The organism is Martinezella paranaensis, from assembly GCF_014200235.1.
Taxonomy (GTDB): domain Bacteria; phylum Pseudomonadota; class Alphaproteobacteria; order Rhizobiales; family Rhizobiaceae; genus Rhizobium; species Rhizobium paranaense.
This window is the reverse complement of the sequence record NZ_JACHBI010000002.1, coordinates 197,506-222,380: the sequence shown is the minus strand read 5'-3', so window position 1 is coordinate 222,380 and position 24,875 is coordinate 197,506. Positions and strand designations below refer to the sequence as shown.

Annotated in this window: 19 protein-coding genes and 1 tRNA gene; 11 read left to right on the top strand and 9 right to left on the bottom strand. The window is 59.9% G+C overall.

Features of this window, described 5'->3' with window-relative positions:
* Positions 1 to 99 precede the first annotated feature (99 nt).
* The gene (locus GGD50_RS07110; protein WP_246451096.1) at positions 100 to 477 is read right to left on the bottom strand and encodes an SH3 domain-containing protein; all 378 of its coding nucleotides are present in this window, start codon (positions 475 to 477) and stop codon (positions 100 to 102) included.
* 495 nt (positions 478 to 972) lie between these two features.
* Between GGD50_RS07110 and GGD50_RS07105 the strand changes: the two genes are divergently transcribed.
* Together GGD50_RS07105 and GGD50_RS07100 are read left to right on the top strand one after the other, a co-directional pair.
* Positions 973 to 1,824, top strand: coding sequence for an outer membrane protein (locus GGD50_RS07105; protein WP_107109085.1), 852 nt, complete (start codon positions 973 to 975; stop codon positions 1,822 to 1,824).
* 243 nt (positions 1,825 to 2,067) lie between these two features.
* A complete protein-coding gene (locus GGD50_RS07100) occupies positions 2,068 to 2,898 on the top strand; it encodes an outer membrane protein (protein WP_107109084.1) in 831 nt (276 codons plus the stop codon).
* A gap of 9 nt (positions 2,899 to 2,907) precedes the next feature.
* On the opposite strand, the gene GGD50_RS07095 is transcribed toward GGD50_RS07100, so the two are convergent.
* Positions 2,908 to 3,702, bottom strand: a complete 795-nt coding sequence (locus GGD50_RS07095; RefSeq protein WP_246451095.1) for a glycosyltransferase family 25 protein — start codon at positions 3,700 to 3,702, stop codon at positions 2,908 to 2,910.
* A 258-nt stretch (positions 3,703 to 3,960) separates the two neighbouring features.
* Between GGD50_RS07095 and GGD50_RS07090 the strand changes: the two genes are divergently transcribed.
* The 8 genes from GGD50_RS07090 (at position 3,961) to GGD50_RS07055 (ending at position 11,360) form a co-directional block, all read left to right on the top strand.
* Positions 3,961 to 5,139 (top strand): phosphoserine transaminase, encoded by a 1,179-nt coding sequence (locus tag GGD50_RS07090; RefSeq protein ID WP_107109082.1) that lies wholly within the window; start codon positions 3,961 to 3,963, stop codon positions 5,137 to 5,139.
* A 143-nt stretch (positions 5,140 to 5,282) separates the two neighbouring features.
* Complete coding sequence (gene serA / locus GGD50_RS07085) at positions 5,283 to 6,878, top strand: phosphoglycerate dehydrogenase (protein ID WP_107109081.1); 1,596 nt, start codon at positions 5,283 to 5,285, stop codon at positions 6,876 to 6,878.
* Between the two features lie 137 nt (positions 6,879 to 7,015).
* A complete protein-coding gene (locus tag GGD50_RS07080; protein WP_107109080.1) occupies positions 7,016 to 7,723 on the top strand; it encodes a lysophospholipid acyltransferase family protein in 708 nt (235 codons plus the stop codon).
* A complete protein-coding gene (locus GGD50_RS07075; protein ID WP_107109079.1) occupies positions 7,720 to 8,670 on the top strand; it encodes a phosphatidate cytidylyltransferase in 951 nt (316 codons plus the stop codon). Before GGD50_RS07080 ends, GGD50_RS07075 begins: the two co-directional genes overlap by 4 nt.
* Positions 8,667 to 9,053 carry a hypothetical protein gene (locus tag GGD50_RS07070; RefSeq protein WP_107109456.1) on the top strand — a complete coding sequence of 129 codons (387 nt, stop codon included), beginning with the start codon at positions 8,667 to 8,669 and terminating at the stop codon, positions 9,051 to 9,053. The genes GGD50_RS07075 and GGD50_RS07070 overlap by 4 nt, the downstream gene beginning before the upstream one ends.
* A gap of 4 nt (positions 9,054 to 9,057) precedes the next feature.
* On the top strand, positions 9,058 to 9,705 hold the full coding sequence (locus tag GGD50_RS07065) for a CDP-alcohol phosphatidyltransferase family protein (RefSeq protein WP_107109078.1): 648 nt from the start codon (positions 9,058 to 9,060) through the stop codon (positions 9,703 to 9,705).
* A 212-nt stretch (positions 9,706 to 9,917) separates the two neighbouring features.
* The gene (gene mnmA, locus GGD50_RS07060; protein WP_107109077.1) at positions 9,918 to 11,117 is read left to right on the top strand and encodes a tRNA 2-thiouridine(34) synthase MnmA; all 1,200 of its coding nucleotides are present in this window, start codon (positions 9,918 to 9,920) and stop codon (positions 11,115 to 11,117) included.
* 166 nt (positions 11,118 to 11,283) lie between these two features.
* Positions 11,284 to 11,360 (top strand) — tRNA-Met (locus tag GGD50_RS07055).
* 97 nt (positions 11,361 to 11,457) lie between these two features.
* On the opposite strand, the gene GGD50_RS07050 is transcribed toward GGD50_RS07055, so the two are convergent.
* From GGD50_RS07050 to GGD50_RS07020, 7 genes are all read right to left on the bottom strand, one after another.
* The gene (locus GGD50_RS07050; protein ID WP_107109076.1) at positions 11,458 to 11,673 is read right to left on the bottom strand and encodes a hypothetical protein; all 216 of its coding nucleotides are present in this window, start codon (positions 11,671 to 11,673) and stop codon (positions 11,458 to 11,460) included.
* 1,016 nt (positions 11,674 to 12,689) lie between these two features.
* Positions 12,690 to 12,920, bottom strand: a complete 231-nt coding sequence (locus tag GGD50_RS07045) for a hypothetical protein (RefSeq protein ID WP_107109074.1) — start codon at positions 12,918 to 12,920, stop codon at positions 12,690 to 12,692.
* Positions 12,921 to 13,642: 722 nt separating this feature from the next.
* A complete protein-coding gene (locus GGD50_RS07040; RefSeq protein WP_414125461.1) occupies positions 13,643 to 14,848 on the bottom strand; it encodes a DUF6250 domain-containing protein in 1,206 nt (401 codons plus the stop codon).
* An 84-nt stretch (positions 14,849 to 14,932) separates the two neighbouring features.
* Positions 14,933 to 16,981 carry an O-linked N-acetylglucosamine transferase, SPINDLY family protein gene (locus GGD50_RS07035; RefSeq protein ID WP_107109072.1) on the bottom strand — a complete coding sequence of 683 codons (2,049 nt, stop codon included), beginning with the start codon at positions 16,979 to 16,981 and terminating at the stop codon, positions 14,933 to 14,935.
* Between the two features lie 304 nt (positions 16,982 to 17,285).
* Positions 17,286 to 22,928 carry a hypothetical protein gene (locus GGD50_RS07030; protein ID WP_246451093.1) on the bottom strand — a complete coding sequence of 1,881 codons (5,643 nt, stop codon included), beginning with the start codon at positions 22,926 to 22,928 and terminating at the stop codon, positions 17,286 to 17,288.
* Between the two features lie 475 nt (positions 22,929 to 23,403).
* Entirely contained in the window at positions 23,404 to 23,646 is a 243-nt protein-coding gene (locus GGD50_RS07025) for a DUF982 domain-containing protein (protein ID WP_107109069.1), read from the bottom strand.
* 114 nt (positions 23,647 to 23,760) lie between these two features.
* Positions 23,761 to 24,021 (bottom strand): DUF982 domain-containing protein, encoded by a 261-nt coding sequence (locus GGD50_RS07020; RefSeq protein WP_107109455.1) that lies wholly within the window; start codon positions 24,019 to 24,021, stop codon positions 23,761 to 23,763.
* Between the two features lie 146 nt (positions 24,022 to 24,167).
* Here GGD50_RS07020 and GGD50_RS07015 point away from each other — a divergent pair, with 146 nt between their 5' ends.
* Positions 24,168 to 24,863, top strand: a complete 696-nt coding sequence (locus GGD50_RS07015) for a DNA-3-methyladenine glycosylase I (protein WP_107109068.1) — start codon at positions 24,168 to 24,170, stop codon at positions 24,861 to 24,863.
* Positions 24,864 to 24,875 lie beyond the last annotated feature (12 nt).

The window sequence follows — 24,875 nt, the reverse complement described above, 5'->3', positions numbered from 1 at the left end:
TGCATATTTGCATGAGTTTATGGCCGCCTCACAGAGGCGGCCGTCGGTCTCGCTTAGCGGTGGTTGCGAGTGTCGCCGGTATCGCCCCCGTCAAGAGGATCACCGGAACATTTCGCCGGGATAAGCACCCCAGAGCATGCTCTGCCTGATATAGCCGCTTGCGGAATGCTTCTGCACGGAGACACTGCACCAAGTGCCGGTGCAGGAGCGCAGCTGCAGCAGGACGCCGGGCTGCAGTTCGGCGATGAGTGTGGCCGTTGTGTCCGGGCTTCGGCGCAGCATTGCGTTTGTTTTCAGCCATGGCCCGACGACCGCCGTGCGCAGTCCGGAAAGAAGCGCGCTATGCATCCATCCGGTGGTGCCGGCGTCATCGCGCACCTGCCGCCAATGGCCGTATTCGTCGATAATCTCCAGCGGCAGGCCGGGTTTCATATAGATCCATTTTGTCGGATAGATCGTTGAGGGTCCTACGCGCATGCGGGCTTTATAAGCCTTCAGCGACACGTAGCGAGGAATCGGCAGCCCCGTTTCCAGCCCCTTGTTCCAACTCGTAGCCGCGACGGGCTGTATCCGCATTGGTCCAGCGTAGGAGGCCGTCGCCAGAAAGATAAGTGCGAGGCATAGACCAGCGTACAGATTGTGAAAGTAAGTCAAAGACTTCCTCCATGTTTTACGCCCCGGCTTTGCTCATGGTAACGGCCCGATTATTGCCAATTGGTTTAGAAGCCGGAAACAGCTTGGCCTTATGAGCCTGACCGCCCCTGCTGTAAAAGCCTATCGGCCAAGACAATCCGCTCTCTCAAATTTAATTTTATGAATTACTAATGTATTGCGCAAAGTATATCGAGCAAGTAAACAGGGTAAATATTCGTAGTTAATTAGGTTTTAACCCTTATCATTCATTATCCTTATCATGTCTTTTGATTGGCGGGCGTTTGTCGTGCCAATGCCAATAAATTTGGAGCCAAAGCCATGATGAGAACTTTGATGGGAGCCGCTGCCGCTCTGTTTTTCGGCACATCCGCTTTTTCAGCCGATCTCTATACGCCGGAGCCGGCTCAGCCGGCGCCGGAAGTGGCCGTCAGCCAGTCGAGCGGCTGGTATCTGCGCGGCGATATCGGTTACACCTTCACCAATCTGCGCGGCGCCAACTACTTCCAGGGCTCCAACTCCAGCCTTGTCGATTTCGATAGCGCCTCGCTCGATGACAATGTGACGCTCGGCGGCGGTGTCGGTTACCAGATCAACAACTACCTGCGCACGGACGTGACCCTGGATTATCTCTTCAAGTCCGATTTCAAGGGTTCGACGAGCGGCGATTGCGGCGCCTGCGGCCCCGGTTTCACTGCCGTGCCTGCGACCTCCCGAGACATAGCGTCGCTGACGGCCTATAGCTTGCTTGCCAACGCCTATGTCGATATCGGCACCTACGGCATCTTCACCCCCTATGTGGGCGGTGGTCTCGGCGGCACTTACGTTAAATGGAGCAACCTGAAGAATACGTCTTGCTCCGACGCCGATTCGAGCTCCTGCGACGACACCGTTACGCATAAAGGCCGCGGTAGCTGGCGCTTCACCTACGCGCTGATGGCTGGTACTTCGATCGATCTCTCGTGCAATCTCAAGGCCGATGTCGGCTATCGCTACCGCCACGTCGAAGGCGGCGATATGTTCGGCTATGCGGAAAACGGCGGTCCCGGCTACGACAAGGGCCTCAACCTGCATGAAGCCCGCATCGGCGCCCGCTATACTTTCGGCGGCTGCCAGACGGCCAGCTACATGCCGCCGGCTGATATCCCGGTCCAGCAGCCGGTCTATAAGTAAGCCTCCCAAGTCCAAGCCCTTGAAAAGCCGTCCGGTTCGTCCGGGCGGCTTTTTTTCTGTCGCCGTTAAGCAATTCAGCCGCGTTTTAAACCTTCATTAACCATAAATTCCCTATGGTTAATGAAATGAGAATGGCTGCGGCTCCGTCCGGTCTCTCCTTTGGGAGAGCCAGAATGGCGGGGACGACAGGGGCAGGTCGGCTTGAAAGCCAAGCGCCGGCCCGAGGTTGGAAGGCGAGGGGTGATGATCCGTTTCGACGCTTTGGCGCTGGCCGCGATAATGGCGGGCGCGGTTGCGGGCACTGCCTTTGCGAGTGATCTGCCGCCGGAAATCAAGATGCCCGAAGTCAGCGTCAAGGATGCCCGGGGCTGGTACGTGCGCGGCGATCTCGGCTATGCCGTCAATGCCAGCCACGACGACACGACCTTCCGCACGTATGATTCCACCAGCGGCGATTACAGCTCCAGCCGCTTTAATTCCGATCGCTTCAGCGGCGATTTTTCGGGCGGTCTCGGCGTCGGCTATCAGTTCAATGATCTGTTGCGTGCCGATGTCACCGGCGACTATTTCAGCGGCGATTTCGATGGCCGGATTTCAAGCGCTTCGCCCTGCGCCGGTGGCGTGACCGGTACGGGCTGCTCCAGCAAAGCGCGCTCCTCTTTCAAAGCCGGCAGCCTGATCGTGAACGGCTATGTCGATCTCGGCACGCTCGCCGGCTTCACGCCCTATGTCGGCGCCGGCCTGGGGGCTACAAGGGTCTCCTGGAGCAACGTCAATGCCATCGGCTCCTGCGTCGACGGCGTCTCTGGCTGCGGTGGTGCTGCTTCGGTCAGTACGCGCTATCCCGGCGAAAGCGACTGGCGCATGACCTATGCCTTGATGGCCGGCGTCGCCTATGAGGTGGCGCCGAATGTGAAGCTGGATCTCGGCTATCGCTTCTCACATATCGCCGGGGGTGACATGTTCGGCTATTCGGCCGCGGATTCGGCGGCCGGCGCCAGCGGCACGATGGGTCGTGACGGAGCTTTGTCGCGACACGAGATCCGTATCGGTTTGCGAATCACCACCTGGTAGGATCGCTCCCTACGGCGTCGTCAGCACGTAGGCGATGCGGCGGAAGAAATCCAAGGTGCGGAAGAGGTGCGCTGGAATGCGGCGCCATGCCGTGGATTTCGCGGCACGATAGTCGCGGCGCCAGCCGATCATCGTGGTCCGCTGCAGCGGACTGAAACCGACAATGTTGGCACGCGTGGTGAAGATGGATGTGTGCATATCCCAACCGCGTTCGACGGCGACATCCCAGGGCAGGGACATGACCGCGAGCGCCTTGACAATCTTTTCCGCGCCGCTGCGTGTTACGAGGTAGCAAGCGGTCGAGCCTTGTGGGCCGAAAAGGCAGCGGCCGATCACATCTCCCGTACGGGTGCGGGTCGCGGCCAGGAAACCGCCCCAGCGATGGTTGACGAGCTTGATGACGTCGGCGCTGGGAGCTGCTTCCTTCGCAGCCATGGCGCGGGCGAGAAAATCACCGTCCAGCGCAATGTCGTCTTCGATGATGACGGCCGATTCGCCGCCATCGGCAAGAAATTGGCGCAACGCCATCAGATGGCTGCGATAGCAACCATATTCGCCGGGCAGGATGACCCTGCCATGCCGGCGCTGGAAGCGATCGTGATCGACGTCGATCCATTGATTCCGCGGCAAAAGAGCGCCGTCGACACCCTCGACGCGCTCGATCTTGATGCCGAATTGATTGCTCTGCCGGTTAATTTCCGCCAATCTGTCCGTCGCCCGATCAATATTGATGAGGTAAACGGGCAGCGGCTGCACGGGCGTGCGGGGACTCTCGGACAATATGGCTTGATACATTAAAGACATTTGTTCTTCATCTGTCGGCGCAGATCCATTCAACGCCATTACATATGGTGGGTGTCTGCAAAGATGCCAGCTTTTGTGTGGCTAACTTAACGTGATTATGCTGCGCGAAGCTTATCCACCGGCGCTATTGCTGCACGAATTCGTGAAGCCTTGTCGACCCGCTTATTTTATCTATTGCGCTGGCGGGCTGCTTCCAATATATCCGGCGGCGGGACACTCCTCCCCAACGAGGAGCTTTCTATCTGAGAGGATAGCATCATGACTAAGCTCGCCAAGCCGGACATCCGTCCGAACAATACCCATTTCTCTTCTGGCCCCTGCTCGAAGCGCCCCGGTTGGACGCTCGATGCGCTTTCCGACGCGCCTTTTGGCCGTTCGCATCGTGCGAAAGTCGGCAAGGCCAAGCTGAAGCAGGCCATCGATCTTACTCGCGAAATTCTGGAAGTGCCGGCGGATTACCGCATCGGCATCGTTCCGGCTTCCGATACCGGCGCCGTCGAAATGGCGCTGTGGTCGCTGCTCGGAGAGCGCGGCGTCGACATGCTCGCCTGGGAAAGCTTCGGGGCCGGCTGGGTCACCGACGTCGTCAAGCAGCTCAAGCTCAAGGACGTCCGCAAGCTTGAAGCCGCCTATGGCGAGCTGCCCGACCTTTCCGCCGTCGATTTCGACCGCGACGTGGTCTTCACCTGGAACGGCACGACCTCCGGTGTCCGCGTTCCGAATGCCGATTTCATCCCGGCCGACCGCAAGGGCCTGACGATCTGCGACGCCACCTCGGCCGCTTTCGCTCAGAACCTTGATTTTGCCAAGCTCGATGTCGTCACCTTCTCCTGGCAGAAGGTTTTGGGCGGCGAGGGCGCACACGGCGTCATCATCCTGTCGCCGCGCGCCGTCGAGCGCCTGACGACCTATCAGCCGGCCTGGCCGCTGCCGAAGATCTTCCGCATGACCAGCGGCGGCAAGCTGATTGAAGGCATCTTCACCGGCGAGACCATCAATACGCCGTCGATGCTCTGCGTCGAGGACTATATCGATGCTCTTCTTTGGGCCAAGGACCTCGGCGGTCTCAAGGCGCTGATCGGCCGTGCCGATGCCAACGCCAAGGTCATCCATGACTTCGTTGCTGCCAACGACTGGATTGCCAATCTCGCAGTCAAGGCTGAGACGGAATCCAACACTTCCGTCTGCCTGAAGATCGTCGACAAGGACATTGCCGCTCTCGATGAGGACGGTCAGGCGAATTTCGCCAAGGGTCTGGTCGCGCTGCTTGAAAAGGAAGGCGTCGCCTATGACGTCGGCCACTACCGCGACGCGCCGTCGGGTCTGCGCATCTGGGCCGGTGCGACGATCGAAGCTGCCGACATGCAGAAGCTGATGCCCTGGCTCTCCTGGGCTTTCGAAACGCAGAAGGCGACGCTCTCCCAGGCTGCTGCCTGAGATCATAGCGTCCACGGGCTCCGCCGAGAGGGCGGAGCCAGCATTCGCAATTCTCGTTATTTTCACGCAGTTCCCAACGGAAAACCGCTTCGCATTTTCCTGGAATTGCTTGTCATCGTTGACCCATTTCCCAGGAGGCCTCCATGGCACCTCGCGTTCTCGTATCCGACGAACTGTCGGAAACCGCCGTCCAGATCTTTCGCGATCGCGGCGTTGAAGTCGATTTCCAGCCGCAGCTCGGCAAGGACAAGGAAAAGCTGCTCGAAATCATCGGCAATTATGATGGTCTCGCCATCCGTTCCGCCACCAAGGTGACCGAGAAGATCATCGAAGCGGCGAAGAACCTCAAGGTCGTCGGCCGCGCCGGTATCGGCGTCGACAATGTCGATATCCCGGCTGCTTCGCGCCGCGGTATCATCGTCATGAACACGCCCTTCGGCAATTCGATCACGACTGCGGAACATGCTATCGCGCTGATGTTTGCCGTTGCTCGCCAGCTTCCGTCTGCCGATGCCTCGACCCAGGCCGGCAAGTGGGAAAAGTCGAAGTTCATGGGTGTCGAAATCACCGGCAAGACGCTCGGCGTCATCGGTGCCGGCAATATCGGCTCCATCGTCATTGCCCGCGCCATCGGTCTGAAGATGCACGTCGTTGCCTATGACCCGTTCCTTTCCAAGGAACGCGCCGAGGAAATGGGCGTCGTCAAGGTCGAGCTCGACGAACTCTTTGCTCGCGCCGATTTCATCACGCTGCATGTGCCGCTGACGGACAAGACGCGCAACATCATTGACGCCGACGCGCTCGCCAAGACGAAGCCAGGCGTGCGCATCATTAACTGCGCGCGCGGCGGTCTGGTGGATGAGGCGGCCCTTGCCGCCGCCATCAAGTCCGGCCATGTCGCCGGCGCCGCCTTCGACGTGTTCGAAGTCGAGCCCGCCAAGGAAAGCCCGCTCTTCGGCCTGCCGAATGTCGTCTGCACACCGCATCTCGGCGCATCGACCACGGAAGCGCAGGAGAATGTCGCTCTGCAGGTCGCCGAGCAGATGTCGGATTACCTCGTCAAGGGCGCGGTTTCCAACGCCATCAACATGCCCTCGATCACCGCTGAGGAAGCGCCGATCCTGAAGCCGTTCATCAAGCTCGCCGATGTTCTCGGCGCCTTCGTCGGCCAGGTCACTGAAGATCCGATCAAGGAAATCGAAATCCTCTACGATGGCGTGACCGCCGGCATGAACACGAAGGCTTTGACGAGTGCGCTGCTGGCCGGCCTGATCCGCAATCAGGTTGCTGACGTCAACATGGTTTCGGCGCCGATCATGATCAAGGAAAAGGGTATCGTGCTCGCCGAAGTCAAGCGCGACAAGACCGGGGTCTATGATGGCTACATCAAGCTGACGGTCACCACCGACAGCATGACGCGCTCCGTCGCCGGCACCGTCTTCTCCGACGGCAAGCCGCGCTTCATCCAGATCAAGGGCATCAACCTTGACGCCGATGTCGGCAACCACATGGTTTATATCGCCAATACCGACGTTCCCGGCATGATCGGCTTCATCGGCACGACGCTCGGCGCGGCCAATGTCAACATCGCCAACTTCCAGCTCGGCCGTGACAAGCAGGGCGGCGATGCCATTGCGCTGCTTTACGTCGATGGCGCGATCAACGATGAGGTTTTGGGCAAGCTGACCGCTCACCAGGCGATCCGCCAGGCAAAGCCGCTGGTGTTCAACGTCGACTAAGTTAAGCTCCTCCCAAGAGCGACAAGAAGGCCCGGCGCAACGCGAGTTGCACCGGGTTTTTCGTGATTGCAAACGGGTTGTGGATAAGTTCACGCAGGAGGCTATCGGCTCCCGCGGAACGCGCCTATCTCTTTGTCATGGGGGCGTCACAACGGAATAGTTTCGACAGCATCAAGGGCAGGGCGGCGACGGCTTGGCTCGCGAAACCGGCTGCGGTCGCGATCGTGCTGTTTGCGCGCGCCATTACCGCCGTGAGAGCGATCTGGTCGGAAAGCGGCGTGCCCGCCGGCCGTTGCGTTTATTTCGCCAATCACTCCAGCCATGGTGATTTCATCCTCATCTGGGCGGTGCTGCCGCCGCGGCTTCGCCGGCGAACCCGCCCGGTCGCCGGCGCCGACTATTGGCTGAAATCGAAGCTGAACAGCTTCATCGGCCGTGACGTCTTCAACGCCGTGCTCATCGAACGGGACCGCGAAGCGCGGACGGAAGACCCGATCGAGCAGATGGCGGCCGCCATCGATGCCGGCTCCTCGCTGATCCTATTTCCCGAGGGCACGCGGAACCTGACCGACGTACCCCTGCAGCCTTTCAAGAGCGGGTTGTTTCATCTGGCGAAGATTCGCCCCGATATCGATCTCGTTCCCGTCTGGATCAACAATCTCAACCGTGTCATGCCCAAGGGCGAGTTCGTGCCCATTCCGCTGATCTGTACAGTGACCTTCGGTGACGCGCTGCGCATTGGCGCAGACGAAGAGAAGGCGGATTTTCTGGCACGGGCGCAATCGGCGCTGCTGGCCCTCTCTCCCAATCAAGCGGGGCCAAAACAAGCGGGGAATGGCGAATGAGTGCGGCGAGCGCCGATCTGATCCATCTCGTCCTCGGTATCTTCGGCGTACTGATCGTCGCATCCGTCATCGGCTATGTGCTGCAGCACCGCCTGTCGCCGGATGGCTCCAACGCGGCGATCGAAAACCTGAATGCCCGCATCAAGGCCTGGTGGGCGATGGTGATCCTGATCGGCATCGCCTTTCTGATCGGTCGTGTCGGCGTTCTCCTGCTTTTCGGCTTTTGCTCCTTTGCAGCGCTGCGCGAATTCATCACGCTGACCAACACCCGGCGCGCCGACCATTGGGCACTGGCAACCGCCTTTTTTGTTGTCCTGCCAGTGCAATATTATCTGCTCTGGGCCAGGCAATACGGCATCTTTTCCATCTTCATCCCGGTCTATGCCTTTCTGTTCATGCCGATCATCGCGGTCTTGCGCGGCGATACGGAACGCTTCCTGATGCGCATCGCCGAGGTGCAATGGGCGCTGATGATCTGTGTCTTCTGCGCCTCGCATGTGCCGGCATTGTTGACCCTGCAGATACCCGGCTATGAGGGTCGCAACGTCCTCTTGATCGCCTTCCTCGTCATCGTCGTGCAGCTCAGCGATGTCCTGCAATATGTCTGGGGCAAGCTGTTCGGCCGCCACAAGATCGCGCCGAGACTATCGCCATCCAAAACGGTCGAAGGCTTTCTCGGCGGCGTCGCCAGCGCGACGCTGATCGGGGCGGCGCTTTGGTGGATCACGCCGTTTACGCCGTTTGAGGCCGGCCTGCTTGCCTTCGTGATCACCCTCATGGGCTTTTTCGGCGGGCTGGTGATGTCGGCGATCAAGAGGGATCGTGGCGTCAAGGACTGGGGACATCTGATCGAAGGTCATGGCGGGCTGATCGACCGGCTGGATTCAGTCGTCTTCTCCGCGCCGATCTTCTTTCATCTCGTCCGCTTTTGGTGGTCGCTGTCATGACGGCGCGGGTGAAGGCGCTTGCCGGCAGCAGCATCGTGCATGTGCTTTTCGCCTTTCTCGCCATGGGCGGATGGGCCGTCTTTGCCAACCGCCTGCATCCGATGCCGCAGCCGGTGATCGCAGGTCTCGTCCAGGGCATTCTTTCCGGCTGCCTGACGCTGTTTCTGAAGTCGGTGGTGGAAGCCCTGTCGAGACGGTTCAGCGGCTTCACGGTTCTCTGGGCGCCGCCATTGATCGCCTGTCTCGGCTCTACCGGCATATTGGTGACGATCCATGCGCTCAGCGGCACGCCGGAAATATTGAAGACGATCGCGGTGCCGCTGCTGGTTTCGACCAGCTATGCGGCGATCTACAATTATTCGATTTCCAGCGGGAGGCGTTAGGTTCATGGGCGAGGGAACGGGCGACAGGCGGCCCTTGGCGAGCCGCAACACACGCTGGGCGCAGGCGCTGGCGCGGCGTATGACGAGGCTCTCGGTGACGCCGAACCAGATATCGCAGGCGAGCATGGTCATGGCGGCGCTGGCTGGCGGGGCCTTCTGGCTGTCGGGGCAGGGCGGCGGCGGGTCGCGCGCCATATGGCTGATCCTTGCGGCCCTCTTCTGCCAACTTCGCCTGCTCTGCAATCTGCTGGACGGCATGGTCGCGGTCGAGGGCGGCAAGGGCGAGGCGGATGGGCCGTTCTGGAATGAATTCCCCGATCGCGTCGCCGATATCCTGATCTTTGCCGGCGTCGGCTATGGTATCGCCGCACCGGGCCTCGGCTGGGCCGCCGCTGCCTTTGCCGTTCTCACCGCCTATGTCCGCGAGCTCGGCCGCGCCACTGGCAATCCCAGCGATTTCGGAGGCCCGATGGCCAAACAGCATCGTATGGCGACGATCACCGCGGCTGCCCTGCTGTCTGTTATGGAAGTGCTGTGGAGCGGCAGCTCCTGGGTGCTGACCATCGCGCTCTGGGTCGTCGCCGTCGGGGCCGCGGTGACGGCGCTTCGGCGCGGTTTCAATCTTATCCGGCAGCTAAAAGCCAGAGGTTGATTGGCGATCTCATCCGATGGCGAGCGGCTGTCGCAATGTCGGTGATTCGCCGCCCCTTGCGCCGGGCAGCAATCCTTTCTATATCCCTGATCCATCAAGGCTAGGCGGCCAAATTGCCGTATGCCCGCAGACGATAAAAATCCGCCGCTTTTGCATGGCAACCGGTGGACAGAAGACAGCACCGAAGATCGACTGAGATTGGCGGCAAGACCGTGAACACACTGGATTTTGACAAGAGGCCGGAAGATACGCGCGTCGTCGTCGCCATGTCTGGCGGCGTCGATAGTTCTGTTGTCGCCGGCATTCTGAAGCGCCAGGGCTATGATGTGCTCGGCATCACGCTGCAGCTCTACGATCACGGCGCTGCCGTGCACCGCGCCGGCTCCTGCTGCGCCGGCCAGGATATCGATGATGCCCGCCGCGTCTGCGAGACGCTTGGCATTCCGCATTACGTGCTCGATTACGAAAAGCGTTTCCGCGAGACAGTGATCAATCCCTTCGCTGAAAGCTATGTTGCCGGCGAGACGCCGATCCCCTGCGTTGCCTGCAACCAGACCGTCAAGTTCGCCGATCTCCTGGCAACCGCCAAGGAACTCGGCGCCGATGCGCTGGCGACCGGCCATTATATCCGCTCGCGCCCGAACTCGTCCGCCGACCATCCGGGCCGCCGTGCGCTCTATCGCCCGGCCGATGCCGATCGCGACCAGAGCTATTTCCTCTTTGCCACCACGCAGGAGCAGATCGACTATCTGCGCTTTCCGCTCGGCGGCATGCCGAAGGCGGAAACGCGTGCGCTTGCCGAGGAAATGGGCCTCGTCGTCGCCAAGAAGGCCGACAGCCAGGACATTTGTTTCGTGCCGCAGGGCAAATATTCCGACGTGATCGCCAAGCTGAAGCCGAATGCGGCACTTGCCGGCGAGATCGTCCATCTCGATGGCCGCGTGCTCGGCCAACACGAGGGTATCCTGCATTATACGATCGGTCAGCGCCGCGGCATCGGCATCGCGACCGGCGAGCCTCTTTATGTCGTCTATCTCGACGCCCGCTCGCGCCGCGTCATCGTCGGCCCGAAAGAAGCGCTGGAGACGCACCGTGTCTATCTCCGTGACGTCAACTGGCTCGGCGACGAGCCGCTGAGTCAGGCGGCTTCCGGCGAAGGGTTTGCCTGCTACGCCAAGGTCCGCTCGACCCGCGCCCCGGCACCCGCCGTGCTGCATGCCGATGCGACCGGCATTTATGTCGACCTGACGATCGGCGAAGCCGGCGTTGCCCCGGGCCAGGCCTGCGCGCTCTATTCCGCCCCCGGTGACGACGCCCGCGTCTATGGCGGTGGCTTCATCGAACGCTCCGAGCGCGAACCGACGGCGGAAGCCTCGTTGAAAGCATTGCTGGCCAGCCCCGTCGCCGCCTGAAGGCGGCAGCGCGCCGGGGTAGGGGAAAGCATTGATTTTTCCAAATCATCCGCTTGACACAAAGCCGAACCGCACCTTATAAGCCGCTCAACCGACGAGCCAACGCTCCTCGAGCGGCGGTTTCGTTTGGCCCTTGCACTTAGTCTAACCGACTATGTGCTGTAGTGGCGGAGTAGCTCAGTAGGTCAGAGCAGAGGAATCATAATCCTTGTGTCGGGGGTTCAAATCCCTCCTCCGCTACCATCAGTCCCCCCAAGCAAATCAGCAGGCTTGCCGATCAGTGTTGAAAGATAGCTGATAGGTTCGGCTTCCATGCCAATTCAGTTCGCGGACACCGCCTTCAAACGCCCAAAATCGCATCGATCTGGGCAATCAGGGCGGCATAGGTTTCGATATGTCGGTGGTATTCCGCCTTGATCTCCTCGGTTATCTCGGCAAGAGGGCCATTGCCCTCCTGGCGAAAATGACGGATGTCCTTTTCTTCCATCGACTGAAGTTGTTCCTGATGCTCGGCAATTTTCTGCTCGTAGCTCTTCCGACGTTCATGCAAATCCATCGCACCCTCCATTCGGCAAGCAATCATTTGCTAAGATAGCTCTTTCGGCCGTCATCGGTAAGGCAGTAATGGCCGCCGCGTGGCCCGACGCAATACGATCCACCTCGGCAGGAGCAATCTGTTGAAGTCGTTGGTTCCATGTCCGCGGGCGCTGATCCGAGAAGGGATGCGCCGCCCATGTAAGACTCGCACGATTTCTTGCTCGCGCTGACAGATCCGTCATTGCAGATGAAAGTTGATCCCTGGCAGTGATCGATGCCGCCTTTGCGGCCGCTGCAGGGTGTATTGGCCGCCTCGCAATAAGCCGGCACCAAGATCAAAGTCGCTCCGCAGATTGCAATCCATGCTCGCATCAAGTCCCCTCTGTGCGAGAACTATTCGATCGCTGCAATGAGACGCGAAGGTCGAATGAGCCGCGCGCAAGAGGCCGCTTCGCCTGAAATTATGACGATTTTATCCGGAATTGCGTGAAAATCGAGTGCGAGTATTCGCCGATAAGTCGCGACGTCGGCGGCGCCAACGTCTCAGAAGTCAATGAAGAAGCTGCAGCACCATAAGCGCTACCGTGGTTATACCAGCGCATACCGTCATGGCAGTCAGAATCGAAGTCGACATCATCTCGCTCCTCAAACCGAATTTTCGGAACTGATTACAGAAGCGGGAGCGGGATGTCGCGTGACAGATAGCGTGACGTAGCGTGAGTTCACCTCGGCGACCGGAAGCCGGACGACTTCGCAGCCTTTATTTATTCAGCCTCCGCTCGAAACTAAGCTGGAATGACATCTCAAAAAAGCCCCCGCCTACTTGAGTTTCAGCGGGGGGAGGAAATATGACAGAACTCTTATATTAGAATATGCGAATTCTATATCAAAGGCGAAAGCGGATTCAAAAACCTCTGTTCGGCCAGTTTGGGTAACTTTTTGTTTCTGCGGTGGCCCAAAAGACTTGTTGCGATCGCAACAGCGTAAGCGAGCCACACTTACTGAGATATTTGATAGCGAAGAAATCAGGCCGACTCAGCTTTCACCATTATCAATGCGTCGTCTCAAATCCTCGGCGAAATATTTGTAGTTCTCCAGCATGTCCTCATAGTGAGTGAGGACTATGGCCGTGATGTCCTCCCAAGGGCCGTCACCGAATTTGGCTTGATGCTGAATTTCCCCGGCCTGAATGCGAGAGATGCGCTGCGAGAACTCCTCGATTTGCCCGACGCAGTCTGCCAAACGTTCGACAAGCGATGTACCCATCTTCTCCTCCGTCCTGCGCGTAATGACTGTGCAGAAGTCAACAATGATAGGCGCGGAAAGACAAGCTATCCGAGAGGGCATACGCCTGTCAGCTCGCTTTTGGGCAAGGACGATGCGGCGTGCGCGGCGCTATTGGCGCTGGCGGCAGGCAATGGGCTTCATGTTTGCCGGTTAATTTCATGCTGCAATGCCGCAATAGTGCCGTCCGCGAACGCAATGTCGCCTTGATGCTGTGAGAGGCCCTGCCGCGACGGTTGCCGATGCTCGGCCGCTTTTACCAGGAATTACGAGACCAGCGATGCATTGGGATCTAATAACAATCGCAGCAATTTTTGCTCTGTTTGCCGCCGTGCGAGAGGGCCGGCTTATCCTTGCCAAGGCAAGAGATTCGAATTGGAATAGCTTCAGGCTCCGCTAGCCGCAAAACACTTCACGATAACGCCGTGAGTCCAGGCGACAGAAAAAGTGCGCAACGAGTTCATTCTTGCGTCCTTTTTGTGAAGATTATGACTCCTTGCCGCGTTGGTGCGGCAAGGGGGATGCATCATGGATTACTACGTGACACTCGCAGTATGCGTTACCGCCGGGTCGTTCGTCTTTGCGGTTATGAATATTCGCTAGGATCGGCACGGCTGGTGTAAGGGAACGCCGTACAGGCGCGAGTCCAATGAACGCGCACCTGTATCGGTCGAGTGGTGTCCGAGCCTACAGCCTCGGGCAGGTCAAAGGCGTGAAGAGCTCAATGCATCATAGGCATTGATCAAACGGTCGACATCCAGCCCATGCTCTTGCGGCCCGAAGCTGAGGTGGCTGACGGTAAAGTCCGCGTAGATCGCGGTGGGCCGATCGAGGAAGGTCGGCAGGTCGACCGTCAGGGCGTATTCGTCATCGCCTTTCGGAAGAGCCATATGCAGCAGGTCTTTGCCGAGCCAGGATATGAAGTTGATCGATTGGCGCTCCGTCCATTCGATGACCTTATTCGGTAAAGGCAGGTACTTGTCGTCCTTTTCCAGGAAGTAGTCGTGAAGCTGGGTTGCGCGCTCGGCGCTCTGCCACAGGCTCCCGCCGAACCCGCCAGGGGGGCGCTCGAAATGGCCGAGGTCATCGGGCAATGCGCCGCCTTGTTGTTGCCAATAGGCGCACACGCCGTTGTTCACGACATTTGCGGAGACGACGAAGTAATTCGGATTGGCTCTTCTGAACTCGATGAATTCATTGAGTTTTTCGATGTCCAGATAGACGATGTCGTCGTCGCACTTCAGGAATACCGCGCTGGAAAACCGCTCCAGCCGTTTCGCGTAGTAGTCATAAGCCTGCCAATAGGGCAGTTTTTCATTGGGATTGCCGACATAACGCCGCACGGGGGCGTTTACATCGCAAAGTTCCAAATCGGCGCCCCATCCCCCGCGGACCATGACCGATGCGCCGGAACCCAAGTTCAGCTCGGGCCATTTGCCGATCGTCACGCCGTTCACCTGAAGTACGGGAGCGCCGGCCGAGTCGATGCTGAGGACGACCTGGTTCGGCAGGCTTGGTGAGAGAACGCCGGGAGTCGATTTGCTCCAAATCGTCGTGGCTTCAGCCCTGCTTGCGAAATTATTGAGGTCGCTGCGGTTGATGCTGCGAAGAACCGAGTGGGTATTGACCCAGCCACCGACGACAATTTCGTAACAGGTTTCGTCCTCACCATTCGGAAGAATGGCGATATGAAGATCGTGGTCTATTTTCGCATTGGTGCGGAAAGAGGAACGCGACGTGACCGCTCCCTTTACCTGATAGGGCGCTTCGGACCCCATGTATCGCGCCGGGCCGAATTCGCGCGTAACCCAGTCGCTATCTTCAGAGGAACGCGTGAAATCCCATATGTGCCATTCATCAATGATGCCGTCATTGATTGCCTTGCGGATGTACTTGGTCAAAATCTCCATTCGCTTTTGCCGCCCGGCGAATGTCACAAGTATTACAGGATTCATAGTGTCCTCTTCGCTCGCAGCCGTTGCCGCAATCCAACTTTAAAGTGATGCCGGCTCAGTCAACAAACGGCTGTCGCTCGCAAGCGGTGCGTAATCGTTCCATTGGGCCAGTTTCTGGAGATAGCGGCGCCGGTAGTCTTGATCGTCCTCGAATTCGATATTCTCCAGAACGATCTCGGCGCCAACCTCGTAGTACACATCAAGATTGCGCAGGTCGGGCGCGGGCGTTTCTCCGCGCTCGATCTCGCCCTGCATCTGCCAGAACAGATGCTCGAGACGCCGCGCAAGGCCTGGAATATCGCGCAACGCGCTGGTCTCGCGCTGGCGCTGCAAGGAATCCCGGATCGCCGTGAGGCTCTCGCGGTCATGCGCGAACGCGATAGCGCGGCTGACATAATCATCCGGTCCGCTGCAGATCAGCTCGGGAACGCCGGCAGCCGCAACGATGCTGCTGCAGAAGCGCGAGGCGAAGCTTTTTCCGGGCATGGTCAAGACCGGCAGCCCGACGGTGATGGCGTCAGCCGCGGTGGAATGCGCCCCATAGGGGAAGGTGTCCAGGAAGAGATCGGCCAGCGCCATTCGCGCGAGATGGTTTGGATTGGCGGCCTTGGACGCGAAAATAAGACGCTCGGGCGCCACGCCGTTTTGCTCGGCCATCTGGCGCAGGCGCTGGTTGACGTCCGGTGCCTCAGCCAGCAGCCACAGCACGCTGTCGGGTGTCGCGGAAAGGATCTGCATCCAGCGGGCAAAGCAGTTGGCGGTGATCTTCTGCATGCCGTTGAGGCAGGCGTAGACGAAGGCGTCCTCCGGCAGGCCGGCTTCCGCGCGGGTCGGCCGCGCGGCGATCAGCCGTTTGCGGTCGATGGGCTGGTTGCAGGCAATCCGCAGCACCTTTTCCGTATAGTAGATTTCGTTCTCCGGCGGGATGATGTGCTCGTCCGCGATGATGTATTGATGGAACGGGCTGGCAGTCGTGCCGGGATAGCCGCAGAAATTGACGATGACCGGCGCCGGGCGGTAGGCGAAGATCTTCGCGCGTGCATGTTTGGTGTATCCGTTGACGTCGACGAGAATGTCGATCTCGTCAGCGCGGATTTGCTTTGCCGCGTCGATATCGCTGAGCGTAGAGATTTCCCGCCAGCAATCCACCGCGTTCTTGATCCGCGTTTGTGTTGCGTCGTTGGATCGGGGCTCGCCGCAATAATAGGCGAAGACCTCGACGCTGCTCTTGTCATGCAGCTCCAGAACTTCCCTAAGCGCAAAGCCGACCGCGTGATCGCGCAGATCTGATGAGACATAGCCGACGCGCAAGCGCTCTCCAGTCCCCGATTTCTGCTTTGGGGCCTGGCGTGGGAAATCACGGAGATCGGGCCGCCCGATCAGAGATTTGTGATAGCGATAGGCCTTGGCGAGCTGAAATAGGGGATCGTCGGTGTAGCAGCCGAGAATCAAGGGCGACATCGCGTCCAACAGGTTCCGGGCCGAAACGTGTTCGGACGTGACCAAAGTCGGCCACTTACATTGGTGCTGCCGCAACGACGTCCAATGCTGTCCTGCCTCGGTCTTGGTGGGCTGCAGCTCGATCGCCTGCCATAAAGCCGCTTCCGCCTCTTCGAGCGAACCGACGCTTTCGAGAACGCGGCCGATGTGCTGGAGGGCCATCAGGCGATAGCCAATCTTTTCAGCCGTGATCTCGGCGGTCGCTTTTGCGAAATCTCGCCATTGCTCGACAGCCCGGCCGTGCAGGCCGCTGTCTTCCAGCAGACGGCCAAGGTTGATGTGCGCCGGCCCGAATTGCGGAGACAGCTTCAGACAGGCTCGCAGCGCGTGGATCGCACCCGCAGTATCACCACTTTGGTTGGCGGCAACCGCATAGTTGAAATAAGCAAGATGCAGCAGGGGATTGGTGTCGTTGAAGGCGATCCACGTCTTGTAAAGCTCAACTGCCTGCGCGTGCTTTCCGATGCCGTTCAAAACTTCGGCGAGTTGGAACAGTTCGCCAAGCGGCAATTGCTGGTTCCGCGCCCTCTCCGACGCGCTGACGAGCGGCGAGACCTGGGGCGAGACAGAGGCAATATTGACGGTCATGGACATCCTGCGACAAGACGGCCTTGCGGCCGAGGGTGTGAACTGACGAGCGAAAGCGTCATCCCTTCTAGCGCAGCTAGCTTGCGTCGGACTGGTTGTTTTCAGTGGGAGCTGTGGCAGGGAGCGGGACGTCCTCCGCCCATGACACACGGCGAAGTGGGCCCTCCGTAGCCTGCCGAGAGGCATGACGAGCAAATCGCAACGATTCCGATTCACATCTCACGAAGAAAGCGCCGCGCAATCTCTCGCGCGACGCTGAGGTCTATTGCGGCGCGTATGAAACCGCGCCGCAATCCGTTGGATCTTAGTTGTAGGCCGCGTAGGCCGAGATGACCGCTGAGACCTGTCCTTGATCCAGTGCCTGCACCTGTGTGGTGGTGAAAGCGTAAAGCTGGGCGCTGGAGAGCGACGCGATGTCATCCGTGGACAGTCCAGCCAGACCCGCCGTGCTGATCGCCGCGATCTCGTCAGTCGAGAAGGTTGCGATGTCAGCGGTGGAGAGGGCGCCGACTTCGGAGGCCGTCATCGCGCCGATCTGCGTGCTCGTGAGAGCGGCGACCTGATCGGTGGAGAGGGCGGCAACCTGTGCGGAGCTCAGGGCCGAGACTTGGCCGGTCTTCAGCACACCGATCTGATCGGTGGAGAGGGCGGCAACGTCGTCGGTGGAGAGCGCGCCGATCTGCGAGCTTGTCAGCGCGCCGACCTGGTCGGTGGTCAGGACCTTGGCCTGGTCGGTGGAGAGAGCGCCGATCTGGGTGGTGCTCAGCTTAGCGATCTGGCTGGTCTTCAGAGCAGCAACCTGATCGGTGGAGAGAGCAGCAACCTTATCGGAGGTCAGTCCGGACAGAGCCGAAGTGCTGATCGCCGCGATCTCGTCGGTCGAGAAGGTTGCGATATCAGCGGTGGACAGAGCACCAACTTCCGTTGCCGTCAGAGCGCCGATCTGCGTCGAAGTCAGAGCGGCAGCCTGGTCGGTGGAGAGGGCTGCAACCTGTGCGGAGCTCAGGGCTGAGACTTGACCGGTCTTCAGTACACCGATCTGAGCGGTAGTGAGGGCGGCAACATCGTCAGTCGAGAGTGCACCGATCTGCGAGCTTGTCAAAGCACTGACCTGGTCGGTGGTCAGAACCTTGGCCTGGTCGGTCGAGAGAGCGCCGATCTGAGTGGTGCTGAGCTTCGCGACCTGACTGGTGGTCAGAGCGGCCACCTGATCGGTCGAGAGGGCAGCAACCTTGTCGGAGGTCAGGCCCGACAGAGCCGCGGTGCTGATCGCTGCGATCTCGTCAGTCGAGAAGGTCGCGATGTCAGCGGTGGACAGAGCACCAACTTCGGTTGCCGTCAGGGCACCGATCTGGGTCGAGGACAGAGCAGCAGCCTGGTCGGTGGAGAGGGCTGCGATCTGGGCCGACTTCAGGGCGGCGACCTGAGCTGTCTTCAGAACACCGATCTGAGCGGTGGTGAGAGCGGCAACGTCGTCAGTGGAGAGGGCTGAGATCTGGGTCGAGGACAGAGCGGCAACCTGATCAGTGGTCAGAACCTTGGCTTGGTCGGTCGAGAGTGCGCCGATCTGGGTGGTGCTGAGCTTCGCGATCTGGCTGGTCTTGAGAGCGGCCACCTGATCGGTCGAGAGCGCTGCAACCTTGTCAGAGGTCAGTCCGGACAGAGCCGCGGTGCTGATCGCTGCGATCTCATCGGTGGAGAAGGTCGCAAGGTCAGCGGTGGAGAGTGCGCCAACTTCCGTTGCCGACAGGGCACCGATTTGCGTGCTCGTGAGAGCGGCAGCCTGGTCAGTGGAGAGGGCTGCAATCTGTGCGGAGCTCAGGGCTGCGACCTGGCCGGTCTTCAGCACACCGATCTGATCGGTGGAGAGGACGGCAACGTCGTCGGTGGAGAGTGCACCGATCTGCGAGCTTGTCAAAGCACTGACCTGGTTGGTGGTCAGAACCTTGGCCTGGTCGGTGGAAAGTGCGCCGATCTGGCTGGTGCTGAGCTTCGCGACCTGGCTGGTGGTCAGAGCGGCCACCTGATCAGTCGAGAGGGCAGCAACCTTGTCAGAGGTCAGGCCCGACAGAGCCGCGGTGCTGATCGCCGCGATCTCGTCAGTCGAGAAGGTGGCGATATCAGCGGTGGAGAGGGCGCCAACTTCCGTAGCCGTCAGAGCGCCGATCTGGGTCGAGGTCAGAGCAGCAGCCTGGTCAGTGGAAAGGGCTGCGATCTGGGCCGACTTCAGGGCGGCGACCTGAGCCGTCTTCAGGACACCGATTTGAGCGGTGGTCAGAGCGGCAACATCGTCAGTGGAGAGTGCTGCGATCTGCGAGCTTGTCAAAGCACTGACCTGGTTGGTGGTCAGAACCTTGGCCTGGTCGGTGGAAAGTGCGCCGATCTGGCTGGTGCTGAGCTTCGCGACCTGGCTGGTGGTCAGAGCGGCCACCTGATCAGTCGAGAGGGCAGCAACCTTGTCAGAGGTCAGGCCCGACAGAGCCGCGGTGCTGATCGCCGCGATCTCGTCAGTCGAGAAGGTGGCGATATCAGCGGTGGAGAGGGCGCCAACTTCCGTAGCCGTCAGAGCGCCGATCTGGGTCGAGGTCAGAGCAGCAGCCTGGTCAGTGGAAAGGGCTGCGATCTGGGCCGACTTCAGGGCGGCGACCTGAGCCGTCTTCAGGACACCGATTTGAGCGGTGGTCAGAGCGGCAACATCGTCAGTGGAGAGTGCTGCGATCTGGGTTCCGGACAGAGCGGCCACCTGGTCGGTGGTCAGAACCTTGGCCTGATCGGTCGAGAGTGCGCCGACCTGAGCGGTGCTGAGCTTGGCGATTTGGCTGGTCTTCAGAGCGGCCACCTGATCGGTCGAGAGCGCTGCAACCTTGTCAGAGGTCAGACCCGACAGAGCTGCAGTGCTGATCGCTGCAATCTCGTCAGTCGAGAAGGTGGCGATGTCAGCGGTGGACAGAGCACCAACTTCGGTTGCCGTCAGAGCGCCGATCTGGGTCGAGGACAGTGCAGCAGCCTGGTCGGTAGAGAGGGCTGCGATCTGGCTGGACTTCAGAGCCGCGACCTGAGCCGTCTTCAGCACACCGATCTGATCGGTGGTGAGGGCAGCAACATCGTCAGTAGAAAGAGCGGCAATCTGGGTCGAGGTCAGGGCGGCCACCTGATCAGTGGTCAGAACCTTGGCTTGGTCGGTCGAGAGTGCGCCGATCTGAGCGGTGCTCAGCTTGGCAATCTGGCTGGTCTTCAGAGCCGCAACCTGATCGGTGGAGAGCGCTGCTACCTTATCGGAGGTCAGACCAGACAGAGCCGCGGTGCTGATGGCTGCGATCTCGTCGGTCGAGAAGGTTGCGATGTCAGCGGTGGAGAGAGCGCCAACTTCGGTTGCCGACAGGGCACCAATTTGCGTGCTCGTCAGAGCAGCGGCCTGATCGGTGGAGAGGGCTGCGATCTGGGCCGACTTCAGGGCGGCGACCTGAGCTGTCTTCAGAACACCGATCTGAGCGGTGGTGAGAGCGGCAACGTCGTCAGTGGAGAGGGCTGAGATCTGGGTCGAGGACAGAGCGGCAACCTGATCAGTGGTCAGAACCTTGGCTTGGTCGGTCGAGAGTGCGCCGATCTGGGTGGTGCTGAGCTTCGCGATCTGGCTGGTCTTGAGAGCGGCCACCTGATCGGTCGAGAGGGCAGCAACCTTGTCAGAGGTCAGTCCGGACAGAGCCGCGGTGCTGATCGCTGCGATCTCATCGGTGGAGAAGGTCGCAAGGTCAGCGGTGGAGAGTGCGCCAACTTCCGTTGCCGACAGGGCACCGATTTGCGTGCTCGTGAGAGCGGCAGCCTGGTCAGTGGAGAGGGCTGCAATCTGTGCGGAGCTCAGGGCTGCGACCTGGCCGGTCTTCAGCACACCGATCTGATCGGTGGAGAGGACGGCAACGTCGTCGGTGGAGAGTGCTGCGATCTGGGTTCCGGACAGAGCGGCCACCTGGTCGGTGGTCAGAACCTTGGCCTGATCGGTCGAGAGTGCGCCGACCTGAGCGGTGCTGAGCTTGGCGATTTGGCTGGTCTTCAGAGCGGCCACCTGATCGGTCGAGAGCGCTGCAACCTTGTCAGAGGTCAGACCCGACAGAGCTGCAGTGCTGATCGCTGCAATCTCGTCAGTCGAGAAGGTGGCGATGTCAGCGGTGGACAGAGCACCAACTTCGGTTGCCGTCAGGGCGCCGATCTGGGTCGAGGACAGTGCAGCAGCCTGGTCGGTAGAGAGGGCTGCGATCTGGCTGGACTTCAGAGCCGCGACCTGAGCCGTCTTCAGCACACCGATCTGATCGGTGGTGAGGGCAGCAACATCGTCAGTAGAAAGAGCGGCAATCTGGGTCGAGGTCAGGGCGGCCACCTGATCAGTGGTCAGAACCTTGGCTTGGTCGGTCGAGAGTGCGCCGATCTGAGCGGTGCTCAGCTTGGCAATCTGGCTGGTCTTCAGAGCCGCAACCTGATCGGTCGAGAGGGCAGCAACCTTGTCAGAGGTCAGGCCGGACAAAGCCGCAGTGCTGATCGCAGCGATCTCGTCGGTCGAGAAGGTGGCGATATCAGCCGTGGAGAGAGCGCCGACTTCGGAAGCCGTCAGGGCACCAATCTGCGTCGAGGACAGTGCAGCCGCCTGGTCAGTGGAGAGAGCTGCGATCTGGCTGGACTTCAGAGCTGCGACCTGCGCCGTCTTCAATACACCGATTTGAGCGGTGGTGAGGGCAGCAACGTCGTCAGTAGAAAGAGCGGCGATCTGGGTTCCGGACAGAGCGGCCACCTGGTCGGTGGTCAGAACCTTGGCCTGGTCGGTCGAGAGAGCGCCGATCTGAGCGGTGCTGAGCTTGGCGATCTGGCTGGTCTTCAGAGCAGCCACCTGATCGGTGGAGAGGGCAGCTACCTTGTCAGAGGTCAGGCCCGACAGAGCCGCGGTGCTGATCGCTGCAATTTCGTCAGTCGAGAAGGTTGCGATGTCAGCGGTGGACAGTGCGCCGACTTCCGTTGCCGTCAGGGCGCCAATCTGCGTCGAGGACAGTGCAGCAGCCTGGTCGGTGGAGAGAGCTGCGATCTGGGCCGACTTCATGGCTGCGACCTGCGCGGTCTTCAGAACACCGATCTGAGCGGTGGTCAGAGCGGCAACGTCGTCTGTAGAAAGAGCTGCGATCTGGGTCGATGTCAGAGCGGCCACTTGATCGGTGGTCAGAACCTTGGCCTGATCGGTCGAGAGTGCGCCGATCTGGGCAGTGCTCAACTTAGCGATCTGGCTGGTCTTCAGAGCCGCAACCTGATCAGTAGAGAGCGCTGCGACCTTATCAGAGGTCAGGCCGGACAAAGCCGCGGTGCTGATCGCTGCGATTTCGTCGGTCGAGAAGGTTGCGATGTCGGCCGTGGAGAGAGCGCCAACTTCTGTTGCCGTCAGGGCGCCAATCTGCGTCGAGGACAGTGCAGCGGCCTGGTCGGTGGAGAGAGCTGCGATCTGGGCCGACTTCATGGCTGCGACCTGCGCGGTCTTCAGAACACCGATCTGGTCGGTGGAGAGGGCGGCAACATCGTCAGTGGAGAGGACTGCAACCTGCTTCGAGGTCAGAGCGGCCACCTGGCTGGTGGAGAGAGCCTTGGCCTGATCGGTGGAGAGGCCGGCAACGTCGGCTGTGGTGAGCGCGGCGACCTGTTCGGTCGAGAGGCCCCCGAGCTGGGTCGTGGAGAGAACAGCCAGTTGGTCCAGGTTCAAACCAAGAATGGCGCTCGTCGATACGGCGCCAATCTGCGTGGAGGTGAAGGTGGAGATGTCCTGCGTTTCAAAAGCGGAGAGTTGCGTTGAGCTCAGCGCCTTGATCTGCGTGGTGCTCAGTGCTGCCACGTCGTCGGTGGTGAGCTGCTTAATCGTTGTGGTGGAAAGAGCTTTGATCTGAGTGATGCTCAGAGAAGAAATAACTGAAGTCATGGACGCGCCCCTAGTGTTAGCTGAATGCGAATATCACCCCTCTGCCGTCGGCCGCGCGAGAAGACCAGCAAAGTCCCTTTACGGCGTCGTTGGACGCGCGTTTGCTGGCAGCGTTACCCGCTTAATCGGACACCAATACCGGCGTCGACAATTCGGGCGTCCTGTCGGAAGAGAATGAAGTTACACGGAACATGGCTCGGACGAGCCGGCGCGTTGGAAGGGCATCATGCTTCCAGAGCCATGCACGGCCCTGATCCCTACGCCATTGGACGCTGACGTCTTGCCTGCTACCCCCGTTCGCCCAGATGCGTCTTTTACTCATGGGCGAATCGCGTTTTTCAGCAGACTTCTCGCGACCCAAGACCGCTTTTATTCGTTTGCTTTTAATTTTGAATTAACGACCGTCAAACTCCAGTTTTTCTTAGCAAAAGATCCGGCCTAATACTCCGCGCCATGAAAATGTGTTTGCCCGGCGTCATGCGCTTATCAGGGCATGCGCCTCGCGGCAGGCGGCGACGAAAGCCATGCGGGTTTCGTTCGCGGTGGTATATCCTTCAAAGCAATCGATGCAGGCGCGCAACGCGGCCTCATAGGCGTTTCCGTGGCGTATCGGCCAATCCACGGTCAGGCAGTCCGTAGCCTCGGCCGCTGTCCGGATGATGCGGATATTTTTCGGCAGGCGTACGACGACAGGCTTTCTCCAGGCGGTTTGAAACATCGCGCTCCTCGTTTTGGCATTTCAAAACGGGATAGCGGCGGTTTCGTTCCAAGCATTGTTGCGGACAGAGGCACAAAGCCACGGCGCGAGAGGAGAATCAGGTGATGCGGCGGTTTATTCGGCCATTGTGGTTTCGATCGGTACGCCTGCTTCCTTGGCGGCGGCGACGAAACTGTTGCGCGCTTCCAGCGGTTGCCTGATCCCGCTTTCAACATCCGTGCATATCTGCAAGGCCATCATGAACGCCTTGCCTTCGGCAACGGGCCATGCATTCAAGAGCATGTCCAATGCCTCTTTCGTGGTGCCAACGGTATAGATTTTCCCTGTTCGCGTGCAGATGACCATCACCGGGAAATTCCAATGTCTATTACTCATCATTCCAGCTCCGACCCACGCGCTCACGTTAACGCCAGGGTGGGCGAAGGTACAAGTAAAATTGCAGCGGATGTCCAGCGCGCGTTACCTTGCGCGGAGGCACGAGATCGTAAAAGACTTGAGTCTTCGTCAGAGAGGAGGGGCAGGTGGGCAGCTTCGCGGAAATTCTGGAACGGGCGGAAAAGCGCAAAGGCGGGGCGGAAGCGCTGAAAGCGCTGATGCCGAAAGCGCCCGATCATGATGCCTTGCGCGCCATGCCAGACGACAGGTTGCTGTCGGAAATGACGCGCTATGTCTTCTATGCCGGCTTCGTGCGCAATGTCATCGATTCCAAATGGCCGGGTTTCGAAGCGGCTTTCTCCGGTTTCGATCCGGTGTTCCTTAATTTCGCGCCCGACGATTACTGGCATGATCTGACCTCGGACACGCGCGTCGTGCGCAACGGCGCCAAGATCATGTCCGTGCGGGCCAATGCGCATTTCATTCGCCAACTTGCCGAGGAACATGGCAGCGCCGGGCGCTTCTTCGCCGATTGGCCGGTGGAGGATCATATCGGCCTGCTCGCCGTTCTCGACAAGCGCGCCAACCGCCTCGGCGGCATGAGCGGCCAATATTTCCTGCGCGCCATCGGACGCGACAGTTTCGTCATGAGCCATGACGTGCTCGTTTGCCTGCGCCTTTCTGGCCTGCTGATCTCGGAGACGAAGCCGACCAAGAAAGATTTCAAGCTGATCCAGGATCGGTTCAATGCCTGGGCCGCGGAAACGGGCCTGCCGCAAACCTATCTCTCGCGCATCTGCGCCTTCTCTGTGGGCATGCCGGGAGGGGAAGACGAGCCCTGATTGATTTGGCTG